General features: G+C 63.4%; 21 protein-coding genes. 13 read left to right on the top strand and 8 right to left on the bottom strand.

Annotated features, from left to right (window positions below; genetic code table 11):
• Positions 1 to 91: 91 nt before the first annotated feature.
• Together gspK and C9I57_RS01130 are read right to left on the bottom strand one after the other, a co-directional pair.
• Positions 92 to 1,084: a type II secretion system minor pseudopilin GspK gene (gspK, locus tag C9I57_RS01135; protein WP_107148807.1), complete on the bottom strand. Its 993-nt coding sequence runs from the start codon at positions 1,082 to 1,084 to the stop codon at positions 92 to 94.
• Between the two features lie 36 nt (positions 1,085 to 1,120).
• A complete protein-coding gene (locus C9I57_RS01130) occupies positions 1,121 to 1,699 on the bottom strand; it encodes a hypothetical protein (protein ID WP_107148806.1) in 579 nt (192 codons plus the stop codon).
• An 865-nt stretch (positions 1,700 to 2,564) separates the two neighbouring features.
• Between C9I57_RS01130 and C9I57_RS01125 the strand changes: the two genes are divergently transcribed.
• The 13 genes from C9I57_RS01125 (at position 2,565) to C9I57_RS01060 (ending at position 16,188) form a co-directional block, all read left to right on the top strand.
• The gene (locus C9I57_RS01125; RefSeq protein ID WP_107149228.1) at positions 2,565 to 4,226 is read left to right on the top strand and encodes a ShlB/FhaC/HecB family hemolysin secretion/activation protein; all 1,662 of its coding nucleotides are present in this window, start codon (positions 2,565 to 2,567) and stop codon (positions 4,224 to 4,226) included.
• A 78-nt stretch (positions 4,227 to 4,304) separates the two neighbouring features.
• The gene (locus tag C9I57_RS01120; protein ID WP_181321683.1) at positions 4,305 to 6,089 is read left to right on the top strand and encodes a DUF2341 domain-containing protein; all 1,785 of its coding nucleotides are present in this window, start codon (positions 4,305 to 4,307) and stop codon (positions 6,087 to 6,089) included.
• 38 nt (positions 6,090 to 6,127) lie between these two features.
• Positions 6,128 to 6,538: an ExbD/TolR family protein gene (locus C9I57_RS01115; protein ID WP_107148804.1), complete on the top strand. Its 411-nt coding sequence runs from the start codon at positions 6,128 to 6,130 to the stop codon at positions 6,536 to 6,538.
• A gap of 9 nt (positions 6,539 to 6,547) precedes the next feature.
• Positions 6,548 to 7,246, top strand: coding sequence for a TonB family protein (locus tag C9I57_RS01110; protein WP_107148803.1), 699 nt, complete (start codon positions 6,548 to 6,550; stop codon positions 7,244 to 7,246).
• Between the two features lie 87 nt (positions 7,247 to 7,333).
• Positions 7,334 to 9,136: a putative porin gene (locus tag C9I57_RS01105; protein ID WP_107149227.1), complete on the top strand. Its 1,803-nt coding sequence runs from the start codon at positions 7,334 to 7,336 to the stop codon at positions 9,134 to 9,136.
• 18 nt (positions 9,137 to 9,154) lie between these two features.
• Positions 9,155 to 9,874 (top strand): hypothetical protein, encoded by a 720-nt coding sequence (locus tag C9I57_RS01100; protein WP_181321682.1) that lies wholly within the window; start codon positions 9,155 to 9,157, stop codon positions 9,872 to 9,874.
• A gap of 59 nt (positions 9,875 to 9,933) precedes the next feature.
• The gene (locus C9I57_RS01095; RefSeq protein WP_107148802.1) at positions 9,934 to 10,518 is read left to right on the top strand and encodes a bacterial sensory transduction regulator family protein; all 585 of its coding nucleotides are present in this window, start codon (positions 9,934 to 9,936) and stop codon (positions 10,516 to 10,518) included.
• 120 nt (positions 10,519 to 10,638) lie between these two features.
• Complete coding sequence (locus C9I57_RS01090; protein ID WP_107148801.1) at positions 10,639 to 11,517, top strand: peptidylprolyl isomerase; 879 nt, start codon at positions 10,639 to 10,641, stop codon at positions 11,515 to 11,517.
• A gap of 116 nt (positions 11,518 to 11,633) precedes the next feature.
• The gene (locus C9I57_RS01085; RefSeq protein WP_258187434.1) at positions 11,634 to 12,002 is read left to right on the top strand and encodes a hypothetical protein; all 369 of its coding nucleotides are present in this window, start codon (positions 11,634 to 11,636) and stop codon (positions 12,000 to 12,002) included.
• A gap of 201 nt (positions 12,003 to 12,203) precedes the next feature.
• Entirely contained in the window at positions 12,204 to 12,683 is a 480-nt protein-coding gene (locus tag C9I57_RS01080) for a YbaB/EbfC family DNA-binding protein (RefSeq protein ID WP_440130165.1), read from the top strand.
• A gap of 356 nt (positions 12,684 to 13,039) precedes the next feature.
• Positions 13,040 to 14,350, top strand: a complete 1,311-nt coding sequence (locus C9I57_RS01070; RefSeq protein WP_107148798.1) for a UDP-N-acetylglucosamine 1-carboxyvinyltransferase — start codon at positions 13,040 to 13,042, stop codon at positions 14,348 to 14,350.
• 181 nt (positions 14,351 to 14,531) lie between these two features.
• Complete coding sequence (locus tag C9I57_RS01065; RefSeq protein WP_107148797.1) at positions 14,532 to 15,242, top strand: MgtC/SapB family protein; 711 nt, start codon at positions 14,532 to 14,534, stop codon at positions 15,240 to 15,242.
• A gap of 163 nt (positions 15,243 to 15,405) precedes the next feature.
• Positions 15,406 to 16,188: a Fic family protein gene (locus tag C9I57_RS01060; RefSeq protein ID WP_107148796.1), complete on the top strand. Its 783-nt coding sequence runs from the start codon at positions 15,406 to 15,408 to the stop codon at positions 16,186 to 16,188.
• Between the two features lie 55 nt (positions 16,189 to 16,243).
• Here C9I57_RS01060 and C9I57_RS01055 read toward each other — a convergent pair whose 3' ends face one another.
• From C9I57_RS01055 to pdhA, 6 genes are all read right to left on the bottom strand, one after another.
• Positions 16,244 to 18,004, bottom strand: coding sequence for an HAD family hydrolase (locus C9I57_RS01055; protein WP_258187433.1), 1,761 nt, complete (start codon positions 18,002 to 18,004; stop codon positions 16,244 to 16,246).
• A 10-nt stretch (positions 18,005 to 18,014) separates the two neighbouring features.
• The gene (locus C9I57_RS01050; protein WP_107149224.1) at positions 18,015 to 19,100 is read right to left on the bottom strand and encodes a glycosyltransferase family 4 protein; all 1,086 of its coding nucleotides are present in this window, start codon (positions 19,098 to 19,100) and stop codon (positions 18,015 to 18,017) included.
• 131 nt (positions 19,101 to 19,231) lie between these two features.
• Positions 19,232 to 19,387 (bottom strand): DUF3309 family protein, encoded by a 156-nt coding sequence (locus C9I57_RS01045; protein ID WP_018443988.1) that lies wholly within the window; start codon positions 19,385 to 19,387, stop codon positions 19,232 to 19,234.
• A 119-nt stretch (positions 19,388 to 19,506) separates the two neighbouring features.
• The gene (locus C9I57_RS01040) at positions 19,507 to 20,646 is read right to left on the bottom strand and encodes a dihydrolipoamide acetyltransferase family protein (RefSeq protein WP_107148794.1); all 1,140 of its coding nucleotides are present in this window, start codon (positions 20,644 to 20,646) and stop codon (positions 19,507 to 19,509) included.
• Complete coding sequence (locus C9I57_RS01035; RefSeq protein ID WP_107148793.1) at positions 20,643 to 21,626, bottom strand: alpha-ketoacid dehydrogenase subunit beta; 984 nt, start codon at positions 21,624 to 21,626, stop codon at positions 20,643 to 20,645. Before C9I57_RS01035 ends, C9I57_RS01040 begins: the two co-directional genes overlap by 4 nt.
• Positions 21,619 to 22,710, bottom strand: a complete 1,092-nt coding sequence (gene pdhA, locus C9I57_RS01030; RefSeq protein WP_107148792.1) for a pyruvate dehydrogenase (acetyl-transferring) E1 component subunit alpha — start codon at positions 22,708 to 22,710, stop codon at positions 21,619 to 21,621. Before pdhA ends, C9I57_RS01035 begins: the two co-directional genes overlap by 8 nt.
• Positions 22,711 to 22,847 lie beyond the last annotated feature (137 nt).

Here is a 22,847-nt window from a genome sequence, read left to right as displayed (position 1 = left end):
TTTTTGGCGGAAGGGGCGAATTATCGCTCCGCAAGAAATATAGCACCGTCGCAATCGGGAGAACTGTTTCCCGGTTTGCCACGCACGTTGTTCAGCTCGCGATTCGATGCACCCAGACAACCTGCGTCCACGCAAAGTCGCCGATTCCGTAGCGCGCGATCAGCGTATCGATTCGCGCGTTGATCCGGGGTGAGCGGATATGACAGTGGACGATGAAATAGCCGCTGTTGACGCCGACGAGCGAGCCGTCAGGCAATGCCGCGTTTCCTTGGACAGGCGCGAGGGAAGTTGCGATGTCGCCGGTGCTGACGAAGTAGGCGGTGCCGCGCCGGTCGATGAGCCGCTGCGCCTGCGTGCGCGCGAGCGTGGGGATCGCGGCGGCGAGCACAGGCGCCGCTGCCGTGTTCGCGTTGACCATCGTCTGGTCCGGCAGGATCGTCACATAGGGGACGAGCGCCGCGATTACATGGGCGTCATATCCAGGGATGCGGCCGAGGTCGGATACCGAAACGAGTTGCAAAGGCCATCCATCGGTGCCTCGCTTGTCACTGAGCGAGCTGACCATTCGATCGGCGGTCGCCTGAGCGAGCGCCGGATCGAGCGACAGCTCTCCGAGCAGTCGACGATATGCGAGCACGCCTTCCGGATTCGTCCGGTACGGCTGACCCGGGGCCGGGCGATCCACGAGATCCATTAAATTGAATTTGGCCTGGGCGTCTTCGACGTCTCCGGAGATCCACGCGCGCGCGAGCTCGCCGTTGACCGAGGCCGCGCCGGATGGCAGAAAGTTGACGAGTTGCACATCGCCGACCGGCGCGGACCACGATTGCCCGATATACGTCACGTTCGACGTCGCGCTTTGCGCGCGCAATGCGGCGCGCGCCCACTCGACGGCCGCGCGCTCGGCCCACATCGTCTGCGCGGCAAGCCGTTGATTCTCGACGTCACGGGTGGCGACTTCCTGGCGCCAGAGCACGCTCGCGGCGAGCGTCGCCGCGAGTGCGACGACGAGCAGGACCGTCACGATCGCGATCCCTCGTTCGCGGCGTGCGGTCTTCGTTGTAATAGGACGGTGTCGATGCATGGCCCTCGATCCGGAATGCGCGATGCCGGCGAACCATCAAGGCTCGAATGCCAGCCACGCATGGAGGATGCTGGCATGGGCAGATGACGATATGCCGACAGCCGACGTGAGGCAGGCGAGCCATGCCGCGAGCGTCACGAGTCGGGAACCGTAGGTCGCGACGGCGAGCGGGCTCACGACGTTGGGTACGGCGTTCGTACAGCAGAGCAACATCAGAAACAGCGCGGCGCTGACGGCCATGCAGGTGATGAAGTAGTAGCGGCTGACGGCCCAGCGCCTCGTAAACGGCGCGCGGTAGTGGTGCTGGTTCGTCGCGACGATCGCCACGGCGTTCGCCACCGGCACGATCGTCATCGTCGCGCCCCAGAAAAACGGCTCATCGCTGTGCGGATTGATGAGCGTCAAGACGCCAATTATCCAGAACGGCGGGGCGAGCAGCGTGACGGCGGCCCATGATAGCCATTGCCAGGCGAGCCACGGCAGCCGCCAGCGCAACGGCGGCAGAGTGTGGCGCGACGGGCGGAAAGCGACGGTACGCGAGTGCGTACGATGCGGACTAGGAGTGGCGACGGCCAATCGTTCCGCAATCCACCGCAGCATCGTGGCGATCGACATGGGACATCTCACCGGTAATTTGTGGTCCTTATCGAATAAGACGTTTCGACGCTGCCTATCCCGCAAAGGTTTAGCCGAATGAGCGTGCGCATGCGCATCTCTCGGGCGTTCGCGATTCGGCGACCCGGAATCGGAAGACGAAAAGCGCCGCCGCAACGAAAAGCTTTCAACGCTTTCATATAACGCGGACAGCGCGCTGCAAATCGTGGGACGCGGCGAGCTTGGCGCGGGCGATATGGCCCGGCTCAGCGAGCTTGCGCATTTGAGCGCGGCAGAACGGCGCAGCGTCGAGGAGGGGCAATAACGGTCGCGCAATTCTTAAATAGTTAAACGTGCTGCGAGATGTCACAAAAACTTACCCGTTCGAAAGGGACCATTCTCGGCTGCGTCACGCGCAAGCGCATCAACGGGCCGAAGCTTGCGCCCTCGCCGATACAAAAAAGTTTGCGGCAATGAACGTCTCGTTCCGTCTAGTTAGTTGGAAGCCTGCTCATGAACACGGGGCAGGTGCGCAATGAAAAGAATTTTGCGGGTTTTGCGCGCTCATTTCGTCCTTATTCATAGTGGCCGTATTGCGAGCTTCGACGGACCGGGAATCGAAGCGAGCACGCATCGACTTGAAGCACACGAGGACAGTCGCAGCGTCGACGACGGACTCGCTCTTTAACGCGGAGGCAGGGAACCGCTAGCTGCGGCGCACGAGCGCTCGAACAGCGGAAAAGTAGACGCGGCGACTGATTAGGATTCCTAATTATCGTCATCAGTCTGAAACAAATATGTGGTGGCGCATCGCCGATGAGCGGCGGACCGATGCCGGATCAAGGCGCGCCGACACGGGATGAACAGCGACAAAGGGGAAGGGCGCATGCCGCCGATAGTTGACGGGGAAGCACACGATGAAAGGCGATCAAGGCGCCGGTGTCTTGCTGGCGTCGCGCTGATAGGGGGTTTAAGTCTTGCTGCGGGGGCGCGAGCGCAGGACGCGGCCGGTGCGGCGCAAGCCGCCCGGCCCGCGGCCGGCGTTCCACAGACGTTCGATGTCAACGAATTCATCGTGCGCGGCAACACGGCCTTGCCGAGCCTCGAGATCGAGAAGGCGGTCTATCCGTTCGAAGGCCCGGGCAAGACGCTCGCCGATGTCAACGCGGCTCGCGACGCGCTGCAAAAGGTGTATCAGGACAAGGGCTATCAGTCGGTCGTCGTCGAGTTGCCGCAACAGCAGGTCAAGAACGGGGTGATTCTGTTGCAGGTCGTCGAAGCGAAAGTCGGGCGGCTGCGCGTGGAGGGCGAGAAATACAACTCGCCGCAAATCATCCGCGACGCCGTGCCCGCGCTTGCGGAAGGCACAGTGCCCGATTTCAATCAGGCGCAGCAACAGCTGACCGATCTCAACCGCTCGCCCGATCGCCAGGTGATTCCGGTGCTGAAGCCGGGCGCGATGCCGCAAACGGTTGACGTCGACCTGAAGGTCGACGATCACAGCCCGTGGCACGGCACGTTCGAGCTCAACAACGACAACAGCCCGGGCACCTCGGTGCTGAGAACGAGCGCGACGCTCAGCTATTCGAACCTCTGGCAGCTCGGCCATGTGATTACGGGTACGTATCTCGTCGCGCCGCAGCATCCCGACGATGCGCGCGTCTACTCGTTCTCGTACCTTGCACCGCTCAAGGATTCGCACTGGAGTCTGCTCGCGACGGTGCTCCATTCGGATAGCAACGTCGCGTCGGTCGGCGGCACGAACGTGCTCGGCAAAGGCACGACTTTCGGGCTGACCGCCATCTATGCGCTGCCGTCCACCGATACCTACGCGCATTCGGTCAGCATCGAAATCGACCGCAAGCACTACGACGAGGACGTGAGCATCGCAGGACAGGGGGCGTCGTCGGCGCCGCTCACCTACGTGCCCGTGACGCTCTCCTACAACGGCCAGCTCAATCTCAAGCAATCGCAGACGTCGTTCTCCGCATCGATGACGACGAATATCCGCGGCATCGGCAGCAGCTGGGCCGCCTGGGACAACAAGCGCTACAACGCGAATCCCGATTTCATCTACGGCAAGTTCGACGTCAACCACACGCAGAACTTCATGAACGACATGCAGGCCAACGCGCACGTGACGGCGCAAATGGCGAACGAGCCGCTCGTGTCGAGCGAGCAGTTCGCGGCGGGCGGCATGACGAACGTCCGCGGATACATGCAGGCCGAAGACACGGCCGACAGCGGCGTGATCGGCTCGCTCGAATTGCGCAGCCCGTCGCTCGCGAAGTTCATCGGCGGCGCGGTCGGCAGCCGCATCAACGAGTGGCGTTTTCATGCGTTCGTCGACGCGGCGCATCTGTGGCTGTTGAGTCCGCTGCCCGAGCAGACGGCGACCTTCAACCTGCTGAGCGTCGGCTTCGGCACGCGGGTTCAGCTGCAAAAGTACGCGAGCGCGGATTTCGAAGCAGGCTGGCCGCTCAAGGCCGGCGTTTATACGAGGCAATACAGCCCTCGGTTCGATTTCTATGTGCGACTGGGATTCTGAGGACATTTTTTGATCGTGCCGTGCCGACGTGCTGAGCGCCGAGCCGGTTCATTCGGGGAGTCGATTGTGAAGCGAGTCATGTTTTTCTTGTTGGCGGTGCTTTTGGGAGTGCTGCCGGGTATCGCGAACGCCTGGTGGCAAAACGACTGGTCGTTTCGCAAGTCGATCGCGATCGACACGAGCCCGAAGGGAGCCAACGTGGCGGACTCGGCCGGCCGCATGCCGCTCTTGATCCGACTGCACCCCGGAAATTTCCAGTTCGACGGTCTCGCCGACAACGGAGCCGATATCCGCTTCGTGGCCGCCGACGACAAGACGCCGCTCAACTATCAGATCGAGCAGTACGACGCCGTGCTCGGCGTCGCGCTGATCTGGGTCGACATCCCTAAGATGCCGGCGGGCGCCGCTCAGCAGATCTGGATGTACTACGGCAACAAAAAGGCCAATGACGGCAGCAAGCCAGCCGAGACGTTCGATCCCGATTACACGCTCGTCTACCACTTCAACGGCGCATCGGGGACGCCGCCGAAAGATGCGACGGCCTACGCGAACAATGCGCAGAACGCACCGGCCCGAACGATCGAGGACGGTATCGTCGGCAAGGGCGCGCAGTTCGACGGCAGGACGCCGCTGAACCTGCCGGCCAGCCCCTCGCTGAACGTGAGCGCGGGAGGCAGCTTCACGTTCAGCGCCTGGATCAAGCCCGCGACGCTTGGCGCCAATACGTTGCTCTATAGCCGTCGCGACGGCGCGAATGCATTGCTGATCGGACTCGATAACGGCGTGCCGTTCGCGGAAGTCGACGCAGGCGCCGCACCGGTTCGCACGCCTGCCGCTGCACCTGTCGCGGTTAATCAGTGGGCCTACATTGCCGTGACGGCCGATGGCAAGAACCTGACCGTCTACGTCAACGGCAAATCGGTGGCGCAGGTCGCGGCGACGCTGCCGGCACTCACGAGCGCAGCGGCGGTGGGAGGCGACGTGGCCGGTGCGCCGGCGGCGTTCGCGGGCTATAACGGCGCGATCGACGAGCTGCGCCTCTCGAAAATTGCGCGCACGCCTGAAGCGATCGCACTCGACGCCTTGTCCGAGGGCTCTGAATCGAAGCTGATCGCCTATGGTGCCGACGAGAAGCAGTCCGGCTTCGGCTTCGGCTACTTCGGCGTGATCGTGCAGTCCGTCACCGTGGACGCATGGGTCGTGATCTCGATCCTGCTCGCGATGGCGGCCGTTTCTTGGGTCGTCATGTGGACGAAGGCACGCTACGTCGGCACCGTCGACAAGGCGAACAACTACTTCGTCCAGCGTTTCCGGCAGGTCGCGGGCAAGCACCTTGTCGGCCTTGCGCACGTCGAAGAGAAGAGCGAGGAAGGCCGTCGTCTGAGCCAGTCGTCGCTCTACCGTCTCTACAAGGCCGGTGTCTCCGAGATTCACAGCCGTGAGAACGAGCATGGACGCACGGTCATCACGACGGAATCGATCGAGGCCATTCGCGCATCGATGGACGCAACGCTCGTGCGCGAAAACCAACGGCTCTCGAAGTCCATGGTGCTGCTCACGATCGCGATCTCGGGCGGTCCGTTCCTCGGCCTGCTCGGCACGGTGGTGGGCGTGATGATCACGTTCGCGGCGATCGCGGCTTCGGGCGACGTCAACGTCAATGCGATCGCACCGGGTATCGCCGCCGCGTTGCTTGCGACGGTGACGGGCCTCTTCGTCGCGATTCCGGCGCTCTTTGGCTACAACTACCTGCTCATTCGCAACAAGAACGTGACCGCGAACATGCAGGTGTTCGTCGACGAATTCGTCACGCGCCTCGCCGAAGCGCATCGCGCGCCCGATCACGCGCTCTTGGCCGACTGAACCGACCGAACCGACTGAACGAAAAGCGGGAGAACACCATGCAGGTTCAGGACGACGACAAGCCGTACGACGACATCAACATCACGCCGATGCTGGATCTGGCGTACGTGCTGCTCATCATCTTCATCATCATGACAACCGCGTCGGTGCAGGGCATTCGCGTCGATCTGCCGAAGGCGAGCTCGTCGGCGAGTCTCGCGAAACCGAAGACGAAGGCGATCACCGTTGCGGACTCAGGGCAGATCTACCTCGATGCCTACCCGGTGACGATGGACGAGCTCGAGAGCCGGCTGCGTACCGAGAAAGCGACGAATCCCGACGTTCCGATCGTGCTCAAGGGGGACGCGGCCGTTCAGTACCAGAAGGTGATGGACGTGCTCGACCTGCTGCGCCGTCTCGACCTCTCGCAAGTTGGTCTCGTGACCGGCAAGGCGAAGCAGGGCGGCTAGGAACACGCGATGGAAATGACCTACAACGGCGGCGCACCCGACAAGGGCCCGGGCCGCTTCATCAAGCCGGTCGTCATCGCGCTCGTGGCGATCGCGCTCGTCGCGCTGATCTGGCATTACGCCAGCGACACGGCAGGCGTGAAGCGCGTCACGGCGCCTCAGGTGACGACCGTCATTCCGCTGCCGCCGCCACCGCCGCCGCCGAAGCAAAAGCCGCCGCCCGAGAAGGTGAAGGAGGAAGTGAAGACGCCGGTCGACAAGCCGACCGTCGCGCCGAAGCCTTCCGAGACGCCCAAGCCGTCGGACAACCAGCCGAAGCAGATGACGATGAACGCACCCGCGCAGGCGGGCACGGACAGCTTCAACATCGGCGCCGGCGATGGCTCGGGAATGGTCGGCAGTGGTGGGGGCGGCAGGTTCGGCAACGCGAGCTACTCGCAGTACATGGTCTACGTGCTGCAGCGCGCGATCGAGCAGGACAAGGGCGTGCAGGAGGCGGGCGGGGCTCGCTTCGCGGGCAGCCTGAACCTCTGGATGGACCCCGCCGGCCGCATCACGAAGGTGACGATCGCGCAGTCGACCGGCGATTCGAAGATCGATGCCGCCGTGCTCGCCGCTGTCGAGGCGCTGGGCAAGGTCGATGAGCCGCCGCCTCCCGCGACGACTTATCCGGTGCTCGTGAAGTTGCAGGGGCGCAAGCCGGGCTGACGAGGCGACACGCAACGGCAGTGAATGACGCGGCAGGTCCATGAGGGACGGTGCCAGGAAAAGAACAGCAGTTACGCGGAGAAATTGATGAATCGGAAGACCAACAGACGGGGTGCCGTGGCGGCGCCTGCACGCCGCACGCGCATGAGCGCGGCGTTGCTGACGCTCGGCATGACGTGCGCGGCGGGGGCGCACGCGCAATCGCTCGAAACGCAGGCCGCGACGGGGACGGCTGCGCCAAGCGAGAGCGTGGTGATCAACCTCATCAACCTGCTCGTCAAACGCGGCGTGCTGACGCAGCAAAACGCGAACGAGCTCATCAGCGAGGCACGGACCGAGGCGGCGCAGGCGAAGGCCGCGAACGGATCGAGCGCGGGGTGGCTAGCCGCGGCGGCTGTCGTCAATGCGCCGACGCAGCCCGGCGACGTCGCGGTGCCCTACGTGCCGCAGGTCGTACGCGATCAGATTCGCGATCAAGTCAAGCAGGAGGTCATCGCACAGGCGAAGGCCGAGAACTGGGCGCAACCGAATACGTTCCCCGATTGGGTTTCGCGCATCAAGATCGACGGCGACCTGCGCGTGCGCGACGAGTACCGCTTCTTCGGCAGCGGCAACGCGAACAACGTCACGAACTTTGCGGCGATCAATCAGGGCGGCGGATTCGATATCAACCCGAATACGAACACGACCCAGTTGCCGACCCAGAACACGACGGCGAACCGCAACAATCTCGAGCGCTACCGCGCACGGCTCGGCGTGACGGCGCTGCTGTCCGAGCAGCTTTCGGCCGGCGTGCAACTCGCGTCGGGCAACGACAACGGACCGGTCTCCACGACAGCGACGGCTGGCGGCGGTTGGTCGAAGAAGAGCATCTGGCTGAACAAGGCGTTCTTCTCCTATACGCCGACACCGTGGATGAACGTCCTGGCGGGCCGCTTCGACAATCCGTTCTTCTCGTCCGATCTGCTCTTCTCGAACGATCTCGAGATGGACGGCCTTGCCGCGAACTTCCGACATGCGTTGCCGGCCAACCCGGACGTCACGCTGTTCGGTACGTTGGGCGTCTTCCCAATTCAATACACGTCGGACAATTTCCCGTCGAACAGCACCGACAAGGTGGGCGGCGATACGAAGTGGATGTTTGGCGCACAGTTCGGCGCGGAGTGGAAGATCAACTCGCAGAACCGATTGAAGGGCGCGCTCGCTTACTACGACTTCCAGAACTTCCGCGGCACGTTGTCGTCGCCGTGTGCGCTCTATCTCGGGGCGACGAGCTGCAGTACCGATAACGAAGCGCCGGCGTTCATGCAGGGCGGCAATACGCTCATCGCGTTGCGAAATATCGTCCAGAACCCGAACCTGGCGCCTGGGCTGACACCGCAGCCGCAGCTGTTCGGACTCGCGTACAACTACCGCCTGCTCGATATCAAGGCGCAGTGGGACACAGTGGTGGCGAACCGGGTCAAACTGAGACTCGATGGCGAATTCGTGCGCAACCTTGCGTATAACGAGGACAAGGCGTTCAACGCCGCATCTTTGCCGGTCAACAACTATGAATCGACGTCGGTCAATGCGACGCGCGCCGACTATCGCAGCGGTCCGAACGGCTTCCTCGCGAAGGCGACGATCGGCGAGCCGGAGCCGACGAGCAAGGGCCAGTGGAATTTCTCCGTCGGCTACAAGTACCTGCAGCCCGATGCGACGCTCGATGCGTTCACGGACCCTGACTTCCACCTTGGCGGCACGAATGCGCGCGGCTACATTCTCGCGGCATCCTATGCCGTAGCGCGCGATGCGTGGCTGTCTGCGCGCTATTTGAGCGCGAAGGAAGTCTACGGGCCGCCCGTGACCATCGACGTGCTGCAGCTCGAGTTGAACGCGCGGTTCTGACCGGAGTCCGTCATTGCGATGAAAACAGCTCAACACGCGAAGATTGCCGTCGCTTTGCTCTCGACCTCGATGCTCGTTGCCGGTTCTGCTCACGCGCAAAGCGTCGACGAGAAACTGCGCAGCCAGCTCCGTTCGACAGTGCAGGAGCTGCGCCAGCTCCAGGACAACCAGGCGCAGCTTCAGGCCGACAAAGCGGCCGCGGATAAGCAGCGCGATGATGCGCTTGCTCAGCTCAAAGACCTGCAGGCGCAGCTCGCGGCGGCCAAGGGTGAATCGAGCGCCGAGGCAGCGGCTCGAAGGGCGCTTGCGCAGGAAAAGACGAGTCATGCGGAGGACGCGAGGCAGCTCGCGAAATACAAGACGTCCTACGAGGATCTGCTGACCGTCTCGCGCGCCCGCGATAGCGAGCGCACGCAACTGCAAAACGAAATCAAGGCGCGTGACACGCAACTGCAAAGCTGCGAAGCCAAAAATGCCGATTTGTACCGTGTGGGGCACGAGATTCTCGATGCCTACGAGCATGTTGGCTTCGGGACGTTCTTCGCCTCGCGCGAGCCGTTCGCCCAGTCCGCGCGCGTGAAGTACGACGAGATTGCGCAGCGATATGGCGATGCGCTCTATGCGGGCCAGTACGACCCGAATGCGCGCACGGTGCCGGCTGTGGCCGCATCGGACGGTGCTGCGGCATCCGCACAGTCTGGCGCCCCGAAGGATGTGCCCTTGGGGCCTATGCAGTGACACGTCGCAGTTAGCGATCGAATCGACCGTTTCAATTCGTTGATGGAAGGAAGACCGACATGGTGGACAAGCAAATGGGTGCGAACGAGGGCTGGATCGAGGCAGTCGGGATCGAGCAGCTTGCGGAAATCTTCCGGGCGGCCGGATACCGCGTGACGGCGGCCGAGCAGAACGGCATCGTGCAGTTGATGAGCGCGAGCCAGGGAGTCGGCTTCGCCGTGCGCTTCGGCAATGTCGCGCCCGGGTTCGTCGAGCCCAAGACGCCGGGGGAGCCCGCCGCCGTTCGATATATCGACTACACGTTGAGCTGCGTGCTTCAGGTGCAAGGCGAACTGCCCGCCGATCTCGTGCCGAGCTGGGGCCGTACGAAACGCTTCGCGCGACTCGCGAGCCATGGCCCGTTTCTTTCGCTCGAGATGGACGTGCTCGTCGCGGGTGGCGTGAGCGAGCGCTACCTGCGCTCGACCATAGAACTCTGGGATCGCCTGGTCCAGGAGTTTCTGCTGCATTTGCGCAATCGCCCGGCGCTCGCCGAGCGCGAAGCAGTCGCTCGCGGCGATGCCGCGTCCGTTGAAGCGAATGATGGCGCCGCCGCTCAGCCGGAAGGTAGCGTGGAAACGGGCGCCAAGACCACGCTGCAGTGATCGAAGGCGGGGTGAAGCGCGGCGGCGCACTGCGGATTTCGGCGGGCAACGAAGGCATGGCTTGTCGGCGGCCGCGGCGCCGAGATGTAGAACTACTGTCAGTCCGTAGCAGGAGACAAAGTGAGCAAATTCGCAACGATCGTCGTTGGTTTGGCGTTGGGCACACCGCTCGTCGCACTCGCGCAGGGCGATGTCATCGCAAATACCGCGCAGGCATCGGTAACGGAATCGGACATCGCGACGCTGATGAAATCGCTGAGTCCGGAGGGACGCACGCGGCTTGCGGCCGATCCGGCCGCGATGGACCGCGTCGTGCGCTCCGCGCTCGTTCAGCGGGCCGTTCTCGCCGAAGCGAAGGCGAAAGGCTGGGACAAGGAGCCGCAAGTGAAATCGGCCGTCGAAGAGGCGCAGCGCGACGTCGTCGTTCGCAGCTATCTCGCGTCCGTCAATGCGCCGCCGGCCGATTATCCGTCCGATGCCGAGATCCAGGCCGCCTACGATCAGAACCATGCGGCCTTCACGGCACCGCGTGCGGTGCATCTCGCGCAGATCTACATCGCGGTGCCCCCGAACGCCGATGCCGCGACGATCGACAAAGCTCGCAAACAGGCTGCCGATCTCGCCAATCGCGCTCGCAACGGCGATTTTGCCGCTCTTGCGAAAGAGAATTCGCAAGACAAGGCCAGTGCGGAGAAGGGCGGCGATCTCGGTTTCGTGCCCGAGACGCTGATGGTGCCCGCGGTGCGCCAGGCTGCCGAGGCGTTGAAGCCGGGGCAGGTTTCGACACCCGTCCAGGTGCCTACCGGCTTTCACGTCGTGAAGCTCATCGAGACGCGCGACCCGATTCTGCGGCCGCTGACTGAGGTCAAGGAGCAAATTCGCGCGTTCTTGCGCGCGCAGCGCACGCAACAGAACGAGCAGGCCTATTTGGTGAAGCTCGGCGGCAGTGCGCCGATCAATGAAGATGCTCTGAAGAAGGCGCTTGCGGCGGCGCAGTAAAGGGAGCCAACGCAGGTGGGCGTCGATGCCGCGAATGCCGGCGTTTGTCCGACGCCGGCATGGCTTCTCGTGCGATATTGTCCAACACAGGTCCGATGAGCGCAGAGGAGGTCCAGATGACGCTGCCAAAAAAGGCCATGATCGTTGCGTGCGCCGCGCTCGCGGCCGCCGCGCACGCCGAGGACAACGCGAAGCACGCCGATGCCCCGGCGCAGGCCGGCTCCGCATCGAGGCAGGTTTGTATCGATGCCGAAGTGAACGGTCAGCGCGCGCTTTCATACGACTGTCTGAGCGCGCAATTGAAGCCCAAAGAGGCGCCACGGGCGGGTGCCTCCGAAACGGCGGCCGAGAGCGCCGCGAAGGGCCCGTCGAATCGTGTCGGCACGTTCAACCTGTCGGCCGAGCGCAATCGCTTCGGTACGAATTGGGGCAAGTCGATCACGCCCCAGCGACCGGCGCAGCCCGTCGTCGTGCCGCCCCGCTGAGCATATCGCGGCGCAATCGATCGGCGATCGTTGAGACGGTTCGAGTCGATGAAGAGGCGGCGATGGTGGAAGCAACATCTCGGATTCGGCCGATCTGCGCGGCATGATCGGGAAGATCGGCGCCGGGTGGGACGCCGATCTTCTGATCTGGAGGGCAGGGTGCGCCGATCATCTTAGGGTCAAGGTAGGAGCACTGATTTCGTGAATCGAAGCCGCTGGAGAGGTGTGTGGGGCCACCTCAGGAAAGTCCTCGCCGCCTGTGCGATCGTCTCAAGCGTGCCGGCCTTGCCGCAAACGCGCGATGTGCCGCAGCCCTGGATCGCCTATGCGCAGCTCGTTGGGCGACAGTTCCACGCGTGGCTCGAAGCCGATAACGATGCGGCTGATCGGCTCCATCAATATCTCGAGGAGAGAATTCTGAACGCGCAGGCCGATGCGCCGCCGCCTGCGATCGTCATCCGCGCGTGGATCGGCGCGAACGGCTCGATCACGAACGTCGAGTTCGACTCGCTGGGCGACGCAAAGGCCGATGCGACGCTGCGGCAACTGCTGACGCAGCATCCGATGTCCGAAACTCCGCCGCCCGACATGCTCCAGCCGCTGCGCGTGCGGCTGCGGCTCACACCCAATCCAGAGGCGCCGGCCGACGCTTCGGCGGCGTTACCGGCTCAAGCCCGGTGAGTGTCTGAGAGTGTCTGAGCTGCTCAGCGCTTTGGTGGCCGTTCCGTCAGCAACGGCAAGCGGTGGGTTATCCCCAGATTTTGTTGGCAAATCTGTGCATAACTCCCGCATAGTTAGCGCAAGTACCTGACGGAAAACGCGCAAGCTTTCGTGCGATGTCGCCCGAGCAAAAACGGGGCGCGGTGGCGAGATCGTCTTGCCGATGCGATCGGCGTCTGGTACGCATGCGCGTCGGATGACGCCGCATCGATACTCGGGAAGGCCCGCATATTGATTTCGAAACATCGCGGCGCCGTCAATGGCATGATATGCGCCTTGACATTCCTGGCTTTTTCACCCCCGCCCTGTCCCCGAATATGTCCGACCTCATCGTTCACGGCGGCGTGCCGCTTCGCGGCGAGATTGTGCCGTCCGCCAACAAGAACGCCGTTCTTCCGATTCTCTGTGCCACGCTTTTGACGGACGCGCCGTTGCGCCTCGTCGGCGTGCCCGAGATCACCGACGTCAAGAAAATCCTCGATATCTTTCGCACGCTGGGAAGCGAGGTGTCGATGGATTTTTCGACGGGTGTGCTCGAGCTCCATCATCACGCGACGTCGTTCGACCCAGCGATTCATCGCTTGCCCGAGGAGATGCGCTCGTCGATCATGCTCGTCCCTCCGCTGCTTGCGCGCTTCGGCGTGGCCCGGCTCGAGAACGACGTGAAGGGCTGCACGCTCGGTGTGCGCGAGATCGATCCGCACGTCGAAGTGTTCGAGCGATTCGGCGCGCGTATCGAGCGCACGACCGATTCGTTGATCGTGCGCAGCGCGAAGCGGTTGACCGCCAACGATCACTGGCTCGATTACGCGTCGGTGACGACGACCGAAAACTTCGTCTTGTGCGCGGCGTCCGCGTCGGGCGTATCGACGCTCGTCAATGCGGCCTCCGAGCCGCACGTGCAGGAGTTCTGCCGCTTCATCGAGATGCTCGGCGTGCCCATCGAAGGGATCGGCACGTCGCGACTGCGGATCGAGGGTGGGCATAAGCTCGGCGAGCTTGGCGGCGGTGAATTCCGTTTCAGCGAGGATTTCCACGAGATCGCGACGTTCCTGGCCTTGGGCGCGATCACGGGCGGCGATATCGCCGTCAAGAATGGCGCGCCCGAGCAGTTCCCGCTCATCGATCGGACATTCGCGAAGTTCGGCATCGACATCGTTCACCAGGACGGATGGTCGCGAGCGGTGCGAGAAGGTCCGATGCGCGTGCGCCAGCCTTTCACGCCGAATATTTTGACCAAGATCGAAGCTGCGCCGTGGCCCTACTTGCCCGTCGATCTGCTGCCGATCTTCATCGCGCTCGGCGTGCGCGCCGAAGGCAGCGCGATGTTCTGGAACAAGGTCTATGACGGCGCAATGGGCTGGTCCGTCGAGCTCTCGAAATTCGGCGCACATGTGTTCCTGTCGGACCCTCATCGGCTGATCACGTTCGGCGGCATTCGCCTGAGCCCGGCACGGGTCGAGAGTCCTTACATCATTCGCGTCGCCATCGCGCTTTTCATGGTGGCGGCGAGCATCGAAGGGCAATCGGTCATCAAGAACGCCTTGCCGATCCGTCGAGCGCACCCGCGGTTCGTCGAGAACTTGCGCTCGGTGGGCGCGAAGGTCGAGTGGACGAGCACCGACTGAATGCCTGGCGGCTGCTGTTGCCGCAAGCGCGTGTGCTTGCGACGGCGGTATCGCTGGCTTGCCTTGACCGCGTTCTCAGGGTCGATTGCGAGTGATCGACGGTTTATCCATTCGACCCTGAGCAGGCGTGCGGCTTGCTTGTATCTCGTTGAGTCCGTTCGATGATGAGGCTTTCGACTCGATGGATGCGATGCCGCTTACGCTCGATTGGCCGGCCGCCTTGGCGCGGCTTGCTGGCGCGCTCGTCGCGGGCGCCATCTTCGGCCTGAACCGCAGCGAGTCGGGTAAAGCTGCCGGGTTGCGCACGACACTGCTTGTCTGCCTGGCCGCTTGCATTTCGATGCTCCAAGTCAATGCGTTGCTCGAGCAAGCGGGCAAGCGGCCGGACTCGTTCGCCACGCTCGACCTGATGCGCTTGCCGCTCGGCATTCTGACCGGGATGGGCTTCATCGGCGGGGGTGCCGTGCTGCGCAAAGACGGGCTCGTGACTGGCGTCACGACCGCGGCGACGCTCTGGTTCGTGACAGTCGTCGGCCTGTGTATCGGCGGTGGGCAGTATCGGCTGGCCGTCAGCGCAACGGTGATCGGTGTCGCGGTGCTGTGGGGATTGCGGTATGTCGAAGACCGGCTGGAGCGGCGCAAGACCGCGTGGCTGACCGTTGAATATACGGGGGAGAGCAATTTTCAGCAGCGTCTTGCCGACGAATTCGAGCGCATCGGATGTCGAATCAGCGCACGCCACGCGGAATGGAAACACGGTGAGGCAGTTTGCGAGACGCGCTTTCTGGTCCAGTGGCGCGAGCAAACGGATGTCTACGCGAAGGCCCCCGCATTTACCGAAGCAGCGCAGCGCGCCGGTGCGAATACTGTCCGGTGGGACATCGTCGATTAGGGGCGACGTTGACTTCTATGCGGGAGCACCTGCGTGGGCTGCTGCACTGCGGCGATATAATCGGCTGCAATTCAATTTATCGCTGCAAAAGCCGCCTTGGCGAGTCCGCGCGCCGCGCGGGCAGCGATTGATCGATCCAAGCCAACGGTAGCGCAGGAATGCAATGACAATTCAGCTTGAAGCGTTGCTGCAAGCAGTGGAGGCCGACAAAGCGCGGCTCGACGCGGCACGCCCTTTGCCGCCCCATACCGTTGCGTCGCTGCGCGAAAAGCTCGCATTGGAATGGACTTACCATTCGAATGCGATCGAAGGGAACACGCTGACGCTCAGAGAGACGAAAGTCGTTTTGGAAGGCATCACGGTCGGAGGTAAGTCGCTTCGTGAGCATTTCGAGGCCACCAATCACCGCGACGCGATCCTCTATGTCGAGGAAATCGTTTCGCAAGGCGAATCGCTTTCCGAATGGATGATCAGGAATATCCATCGGCTCGTGCTCAAAGGAATTGACGATCAGGAAGCGGGCGCATACCGGCGCGAAAACGTCGTCATTTCCGGCGCAAGCACGACGCCGCCGGACTTCCTGCATTTGCCGCAGGAAATGCAGCAACTCATCGAATGGGATCAGGCCGCGAAGACTTTGCATCCTATCGAGCGTGCCGCGCAGCTCCATACGCGCTTTGTGAAGATTCATCCCTTCGTCGATGGCAACGGACGTACGGCCCGGCTGCTTCTCAATTTTGAGCTGATGAAGTCAGGCTATCCGCCCGCGATCATCCGGAAGGAAGATCGGCTCACCTATTACGATTCCTTGGACGAGGCGTGTGACGGCGGCAATTTCGACGGCATCACCGAACTCGTCGCAAGCGCGGTGCAGCGTTCGCTCGAGGTATACCTCAGCGTTCTCGGCCTCGGCAATGCATCGCGTTCTGGAGGCGCGTCGGTCTAGAGCCGACGCCACGCCCTCCTTGCGGGCGCTGGATGTGTGAAGTGCACCGTCACGACTAACGACCCCGCAGCGGCGGCAGCGAAGGATTTTCCGGCTGCGTATAGCGGCGCTCGATCGCGGCGCGGATGCGCCCGCGCGTTTCATCGACCGACAGGCCGCGCTCTGACTCGATGGCTTGCGCTTCGCGTGCGAGTTCATCGTCGCCGATGACGTCACCGAACCAGCGCGAATAATCGCCGCGTTGCAGGTGATAGCGCCATGTGTCGGAATCGACGCCGTCGGCGATCTCCAGAAAAAGCACGAGATTGTGCGCGCGGAGATTGAGCCGGCCCTCCGGACCGCGGAAGTAAAAACTGCGCTCGGGGATCAAGAGTCCCTCGGCATATTTGCGATGATGGCGTCGGCGTTGCGTCGTTCCGGGCTCCACGCTGATCAAGTACGGTTCGCTGGCCGAAACTTGCGTTTCCCAGACCAACAGTTGTCCGCGCTCGAGCGAATCAGTTTCCAGCGGCAGCCGAGGGACGGGTTTGCCGAGCGTGCTCGCGAACGCGGCCACGGTTGCGCTCGGTTTGTTGCCGGTGATGAGCGCCATGTTGACTTGCCGCAGGAAAGGCTCCGCGATCTGGTCGGGGTGCACGGTCACAGCGAGCGCGGTTTCGAGCGCAATGGGCAGCGCTTGCGCCGCCATGCCCCAATCCGCCGGGAAAAGCTGATGCGCTTCTTCGAAAACGAGCCAATGCGGTCGACCCGTTTGTACCCGCAAGTCCTGCAGGCGCGAGAGCAACCCCGCGCAGTAGCGTGGACGTTCATTGAGCGGCACGCGCAGCAGGTTGACGGCGACATGTTGACCGGGGCGCGCCAATAAATGCAGCGCACTTTCCATCGGGGGTGGAGTATGCGCATCGCCGAGCGAAACCAGACTGCCTTCATTGTCGTAGTCGCCCTCGGGATCGAAGATGCAGGCTTGATAGCCGGCCGTCGTGAGCCGCTCGAGCAGCGCGGCGGTGACGGTCGATTTGCCGCCGCCCGACGGCCCCGCCAGCAGCGCGATCGTGCCGTAGGCATCGAGGCTGACGGATGCCGCCTCGCGGCCATCGGTCCTTTGACCGAGCAACACCCGCGAGCGATCGATGCGCGACGCGCGCGAGGCGAGATCGTCCTCGAGCAACGCGGCGACGAGCTCTTCCACGCCGCGGCCGGCCGCGCCCGTCGTGACCATATCGGCATGCGCCTTCAGCATCGGCAGGGCATTGGCCACGGCGGCGGAAAAGCCGCAAGCATCGAGCAACGGATGGTCGTTCTCGGCATCGCCGACGCCGACGACGTTCAGCGGTGAGAGGCCGAGCTCGTCTAGCGCGGCCGCGAGACCGCTCGCCTTCGTCACGCCCGGCGCGAGCACCATGACGGCGTCGCCGTTGAAGACGACATGAAGATCCAGGCCCAGATCGCGGATGGCATCCAGGGCGATGCCATCGTTGGGTTTCATCGTGGCGACGAGCGTTTCGCTGACGCTGAAGTCGTGCAGGCCGCGTTCATGCAGCGCACGAACGAATGCGTCGGGCGGAGGCGGGGCGAGCAGGCGTTTCTCGCCGCTATCAGGCCGGTAGAGCACGCCGCCGTTTTCCGCCACCACACGCGAGAACAGATCGAGGCGCGGGCAGATCGTACGCAGATCGCCGAGTTCGCGGCCGCTCACAAGCACGAGCTGACGGCCGGATTGCCGCAGCCGCTCGAGCACCGGCCAGGTCGATTCGGCCACCCGGCCATTCGATGCCAGCGTGTTGTCGTAGTCGGTTGCAAGCGCAACGAAGCGCATTTCGGACTCCTTATCGATCGTCTGTGGCCGTATCGCTTTCATGCGGAGACGACATCGCGGCGCGATTGCCCGTTTCCCGTAAGAGCTCACCGTAGAGCGCCAGATAATCGTCCGTCATTCGAGACACGGTAAAGCGCCGCTCGAATGCGGCACGGCAGTCGGCGCGGCTCAGTTCGCCCAGACGTCCGATCGCGCGTACCGCACCCTCGACGTCGTCGACGACGAATCCGGTCACACCGTCCTCGATGATTTCGGGCACCGAGCCGCGCCGAAATGCAATGACGGGCGTGCCGCAGGCTAGCGCCTCGATCAGCACGAGCCCGAAAGGCTCGGGCCAGTCGACCGGAAACAGCAGGGCGCGCGCATGCGCGAGAAACTCGCCTTTTTCATGATCGCCGAGTTCTCCTCGATACTCGACGAGCGGATCATGAAAGAGCGGCTCGATGCTGCCGTCGTAATACCAGCGATCGCCGTTGTCGATCTTGGCCGCGATTTTGATCGGTATGCCCGCGCGTTCGGCGATTTCGATGGCGAGATCGGGCCGCTTGGTCGGCGCGATTCTGCCGAGAAATGCAAGGTAGTCGCCGCCTTCCGCGGAAAAGGGCATTTGGCAGTCGGGCAGGCCGTGATAGACCGTGCCGATCCAATTGACCCAGGGCAGCGGCGCGCGCTGGGCTTGCGAGATCGAGGCGAGCGGAAGGTCGGAGAATTCGCGGTAAAGCGCCGCGAGGCCCGGTACGTCGAGCCGCCAATGCAGCGTCGTGAGATGCGGGCAAGCCAATCGGCGCGCGAACGGAAACCCCTGATAGTCCGTATGAAAATGGACGAGATCGAACTCGTTCGACAGTCGCACCACGCGTTCGAGCATCGCAAAGTGAAAGGCTTGCGGGTCGGCCGTATCTTCGATGAGACGCAGCGCGCTTGGGCAGGCCTCGACAAGACACGCACGCGTTGTTGAGTCGCCGCTCGCGAACAGCGTGACATCGTGGCCGCGTTCGACGAGCGCCTCGGTCAACCAGGAAACGACGCGTTCTATTCCCCCATAAGCGCGTGGAGGGACGCTTTCATAGAGCGTTGCCACTTGCGCGATTCGCATTTCGCTTTCCGTGTTGGTCCAGAGAGTCCCTTGCCTGAACGGCAGGGTATTGAGCGAAACGATGTGCAACGTCCGTGCCGGCGACGAGATCGACTCGCGGCGGCACGGACGAAAGCGGCAGTGAGGTTCGGCTAGATTCGCCCCAAAAGGACTAGCACGATGACGATGATGACAATGAGGCCCAGCCCGCCGGTCGGCCCGTAGCCCCACCCGCGGCTGTAAGGCCAGGCTGGGAAGGCGCCGATCAGCAGAAGAATCAGCACGATGATAAGAATGGTTCCTAACATATCGCCCTCTCACGAATGAGGAAATGGGGCGCGGCGGTGGCCGCGACGTACCCCGTCGGTGCAATTCATGTGCCGGGCGATCTACCTACTGTGGATTCAGCGCGGTTCGTCCTCCGGTTTTACAGTGCCTGCTGTAAATCCGCGATGACGGCCGCCAGAAATCGGGCGGCCTCTCCGCCCGTCACGACGCGATGATCGAACGTCAAGCTGAGCGGCAGCACGCGATGAACGGCGGCTTCGCCTTCGCTGGCCACGACTTCGTCGTGCATGCGCCCCGCGCCGAGGATGGCTACCGTCGGCGGCACGACGATCGGCGCCGCGTACTTTCCGGCGATCATGCCGAAGTTCGATAAGGTGATCGTGGCGCCGCGCAACTCTTCGGGTGGAATCTTGCGCGCCTTCACGTCCGCGCGCATTCGATCGAGCCCCGCACGCAGATCGGCGGCATCGCGATGCGCGACATCTCGCAGCACTGGTACGAAGAGCCCGTCGGGTAAATCCACGGCAATGCCGACATCGATCTTGGAAAGCACGTGACGCCGCGCGGCCCGTCCATCGAACCACGCATTGAGTCCCGGCTCCGCACGGCAGCCCGCCACGAGTGCGCGGATCAACCGGATCGTCACGTCGGTGTTCAGCTTCCAGGCATGAATGTCGGCGTCATCGATGACCGTTGCGGCGGCCACTTCGCTTTGCGCGCGGCCCATGTTCTGCGCCATCGCACGTCGCACCCCACGCAGCTCTTCGGGCGGTCCGAGCTCGGAGAGCAACTTCGCCGTGCGCTGAACGTCGGCCGACGTCACGATGCCGTCCATCCCGGACGGCGTCACCATGGCGAGATCGATATCGAGTTTGCGCGCGAGTGCGCGCACCGCGGGCGTTGCTTTAATGGAGGTCGAGCCGGCTCCGACACCCGCGAGCCCGCCATACGCGCGAGGCGCCGGTGCCTGCCTCTCGCGTGCGGTACGCGCCGTTGCCGGTGCCTCGGGCATTCTGCCCACAACGGTGCCCGCGTCGTCGCTGTCAGCGCCTTCAAAGCCGACGAGCGCGGCGCCGAGATGGACGATGTCGCCTTTCTTGCCGAAGCGCTTTGCGATGCGTCCCGCTTGCGGCGATGGTATCTCGACGATGGCCTTTGCCGTTTCGACCGAGAGCAACGGCTGATCGGCTTTGACTTCGTCGCCTTCGTCGACGTGCCATTCGATGATCTCGGCTTCCTGCAGGCCTTCGCCCAAATCGGGCAGCTTGAACATCTTCATGACGATGCCTCGAGCGTTTTTCTGACCGCGTTCAAGATCCGCTCGACGCTCGGCATGTATTGCCGTTCGAGCCGGGGAAGCGGTACGACGACGTCGTAGCCGGTGACGCGTTCGATCGGAGCGAGCAGCGAATAGAGGCCTCGTTCCGCGAGCGTCGCGGCGATCTCCGCGCCGACGCCACAGGTGCGCGGCGCTTCATGAACGATGACGCAGCGCCCCGTTTTCGCGACCGATGCGAGGATCGTCTCCATATCGAGCGGCTTCAACGTGGCCACGTCGACGATCTCCGCCGAGACGCCGTCGGCGGCCAGCTCATCGGCGGCCTCTTGGACTTCCTGAAGCATGGCGCCCCAGCTCACGAGCGTCACGTCATCCCCCTCGCGCACGACAAAGCATGTATCGAGCGGCAACGCGACGCCGTTGTCTTCGACCGGCTGCTTGAAAAGGCGATAGAGCCGCGTCGGCTCGAGGAAGATGACGGGATCGGGATCGCGGATGGCCGCGAGCAGCAAGCCATACGCGCGCTCGGGCGACGAAGGCATGACCACGCGCAGCCCGGGAATATGCGCGAACAATGCTTCGGGGCTTTCCGAATGGTGCTCGGGCGCATGGATACCCGCACCGCAAGGCGTGCGGATGACGAGCGGACACATGAGGCGCCCACGCGTGCGATGGCGCAGGCGCGAGGCATGATTGAGCACCTGATCGATCGTGGGATAGACGAAGCCGGCGAACTGAATCTCGGCGATCGGGCGCAGACCCATCGCCGCCATGCCGACCGCGGTGCCTGCGATCGCCGTTTCGGCGAGCGGGGTATCGACGATACGCCCTTCGCTGAAACGCGCCTGCAAGCCGACCGTCGCGCGGAAGACGCCGCCGTTCGTGCCGATATCTTCGCCCAGCAGTACGACCGAGTCGTCGTGCTCGAGCTCGTAGGCGAGCGCGGTATTCACGGCTTCGACGAAGTTCAGATCAGCCATGTCGATGCTCCCCGTTCTCGGGCGCAAAGTGCTCGGCAGTTGCAAGTTGCTCGTCGAGTGCGTGCGGCAGCGCCGCATAAAGGTGGGCAAACATCGCGGAGGCATCAGGCGGCGCAACGGAGAGGTATTCCTGAACGGCGGCTTCGACCTGCTCGCTCGCCACCTTGGCCAGCGCTTCCTCGCGCGCTTTGTCCCATGCTCCGATATTCGTCAGGTACTTGCGCAAGCGCGCGATGGGCTCGCTTTCCCATTGATGCTGGACGATCTCGGGGTCGCGGTAACGCGATGCGTCGTCAGCCGTCGTATGGTCGCCGAGCCTGTAGCTGAGCGCTTCGACGAGCGTCGGCCCGTCGCCGCGGCGGGCCTTGTCCAGGGCGCGAAGGAGCGCATCGTGCACCGCAACGACGTCGTTGCCGTCCACTTGGCATCCTTCGATGCCTGCCGCGATCGCCTTTTGCGCGAGCGTTGCCGCGGCGGTTTGTTTGGCGCGCGGCACCGAAATCGCCCATTGATTGTTGTTCACGACGAGAACGAGCGGCGCGCGCCAGACACCCGCCATATTCATCGCTTCGTAGAAATCGCCCTTCGACGTGCCGCCATCGCCGAAGAGGGTCACCGCTACGCGCGGCTCGCCGCGCAGTTGGAACGCGTAGGCCGCGCCGGCTGCGTGGCAGACCTGAGTGCCGATCGGAACGCAATTCGGGAAGTCGCCGCGGGCGCGGCTGAAATTGCTGCCGCGCTCGTCGCCGCCCCAATACAGCAGACTTTCGGCCATCGTGACGCCCCGCAGCAACTGCGCGGCATGGTCCCGATACGATGGGAAGAGGACGTCGTCCGGCCGCATCGCCGCGGCGACGCCCACTCCGATCGCTTCCTGCCCGAGTGCCGATGCAAACGTGCCGAGCTTGCCTGTGCGCTGCAGCGAAATGGCTTTGGTGTCGAATGCGCGGGTGAGCACCATTGCGCGGTAGAAGCCGACGAGCGTCGCGGTGTCTTGCGCGAATTCGGGCAACGGTTTGGTTGCGTTGCCGGCCGCGTCGAGATAGCTCGTATGGTCGACCGTAAAAGTTGCGACCGTCGTCATGATCGATGTCCCAGGGTCCGGGTCTTTCTTCGATTTTGCGCCGCGGCGTCAGCCGGGTTGTGGCTGTACGGTCCGCATTCGCCTTCTTGTGCGGCTCATGGCCGCATTGAAAACGTTAGTACGTTTGGCGATGAAAA

The organism is Trinickia symbiotica, assembly GCF_003028655.1.
GTDB lineage: Bacteria > Pseudomonadota > Gammaproteobacteria > Burkholderiales > Burkholderiaceae > Trinickia > Trinickia symbiotica_A.
Note: the sequence above shows the minus strand (reverse complement) of the source record. Positions and strands in the feature narration are given on the sequence as shown.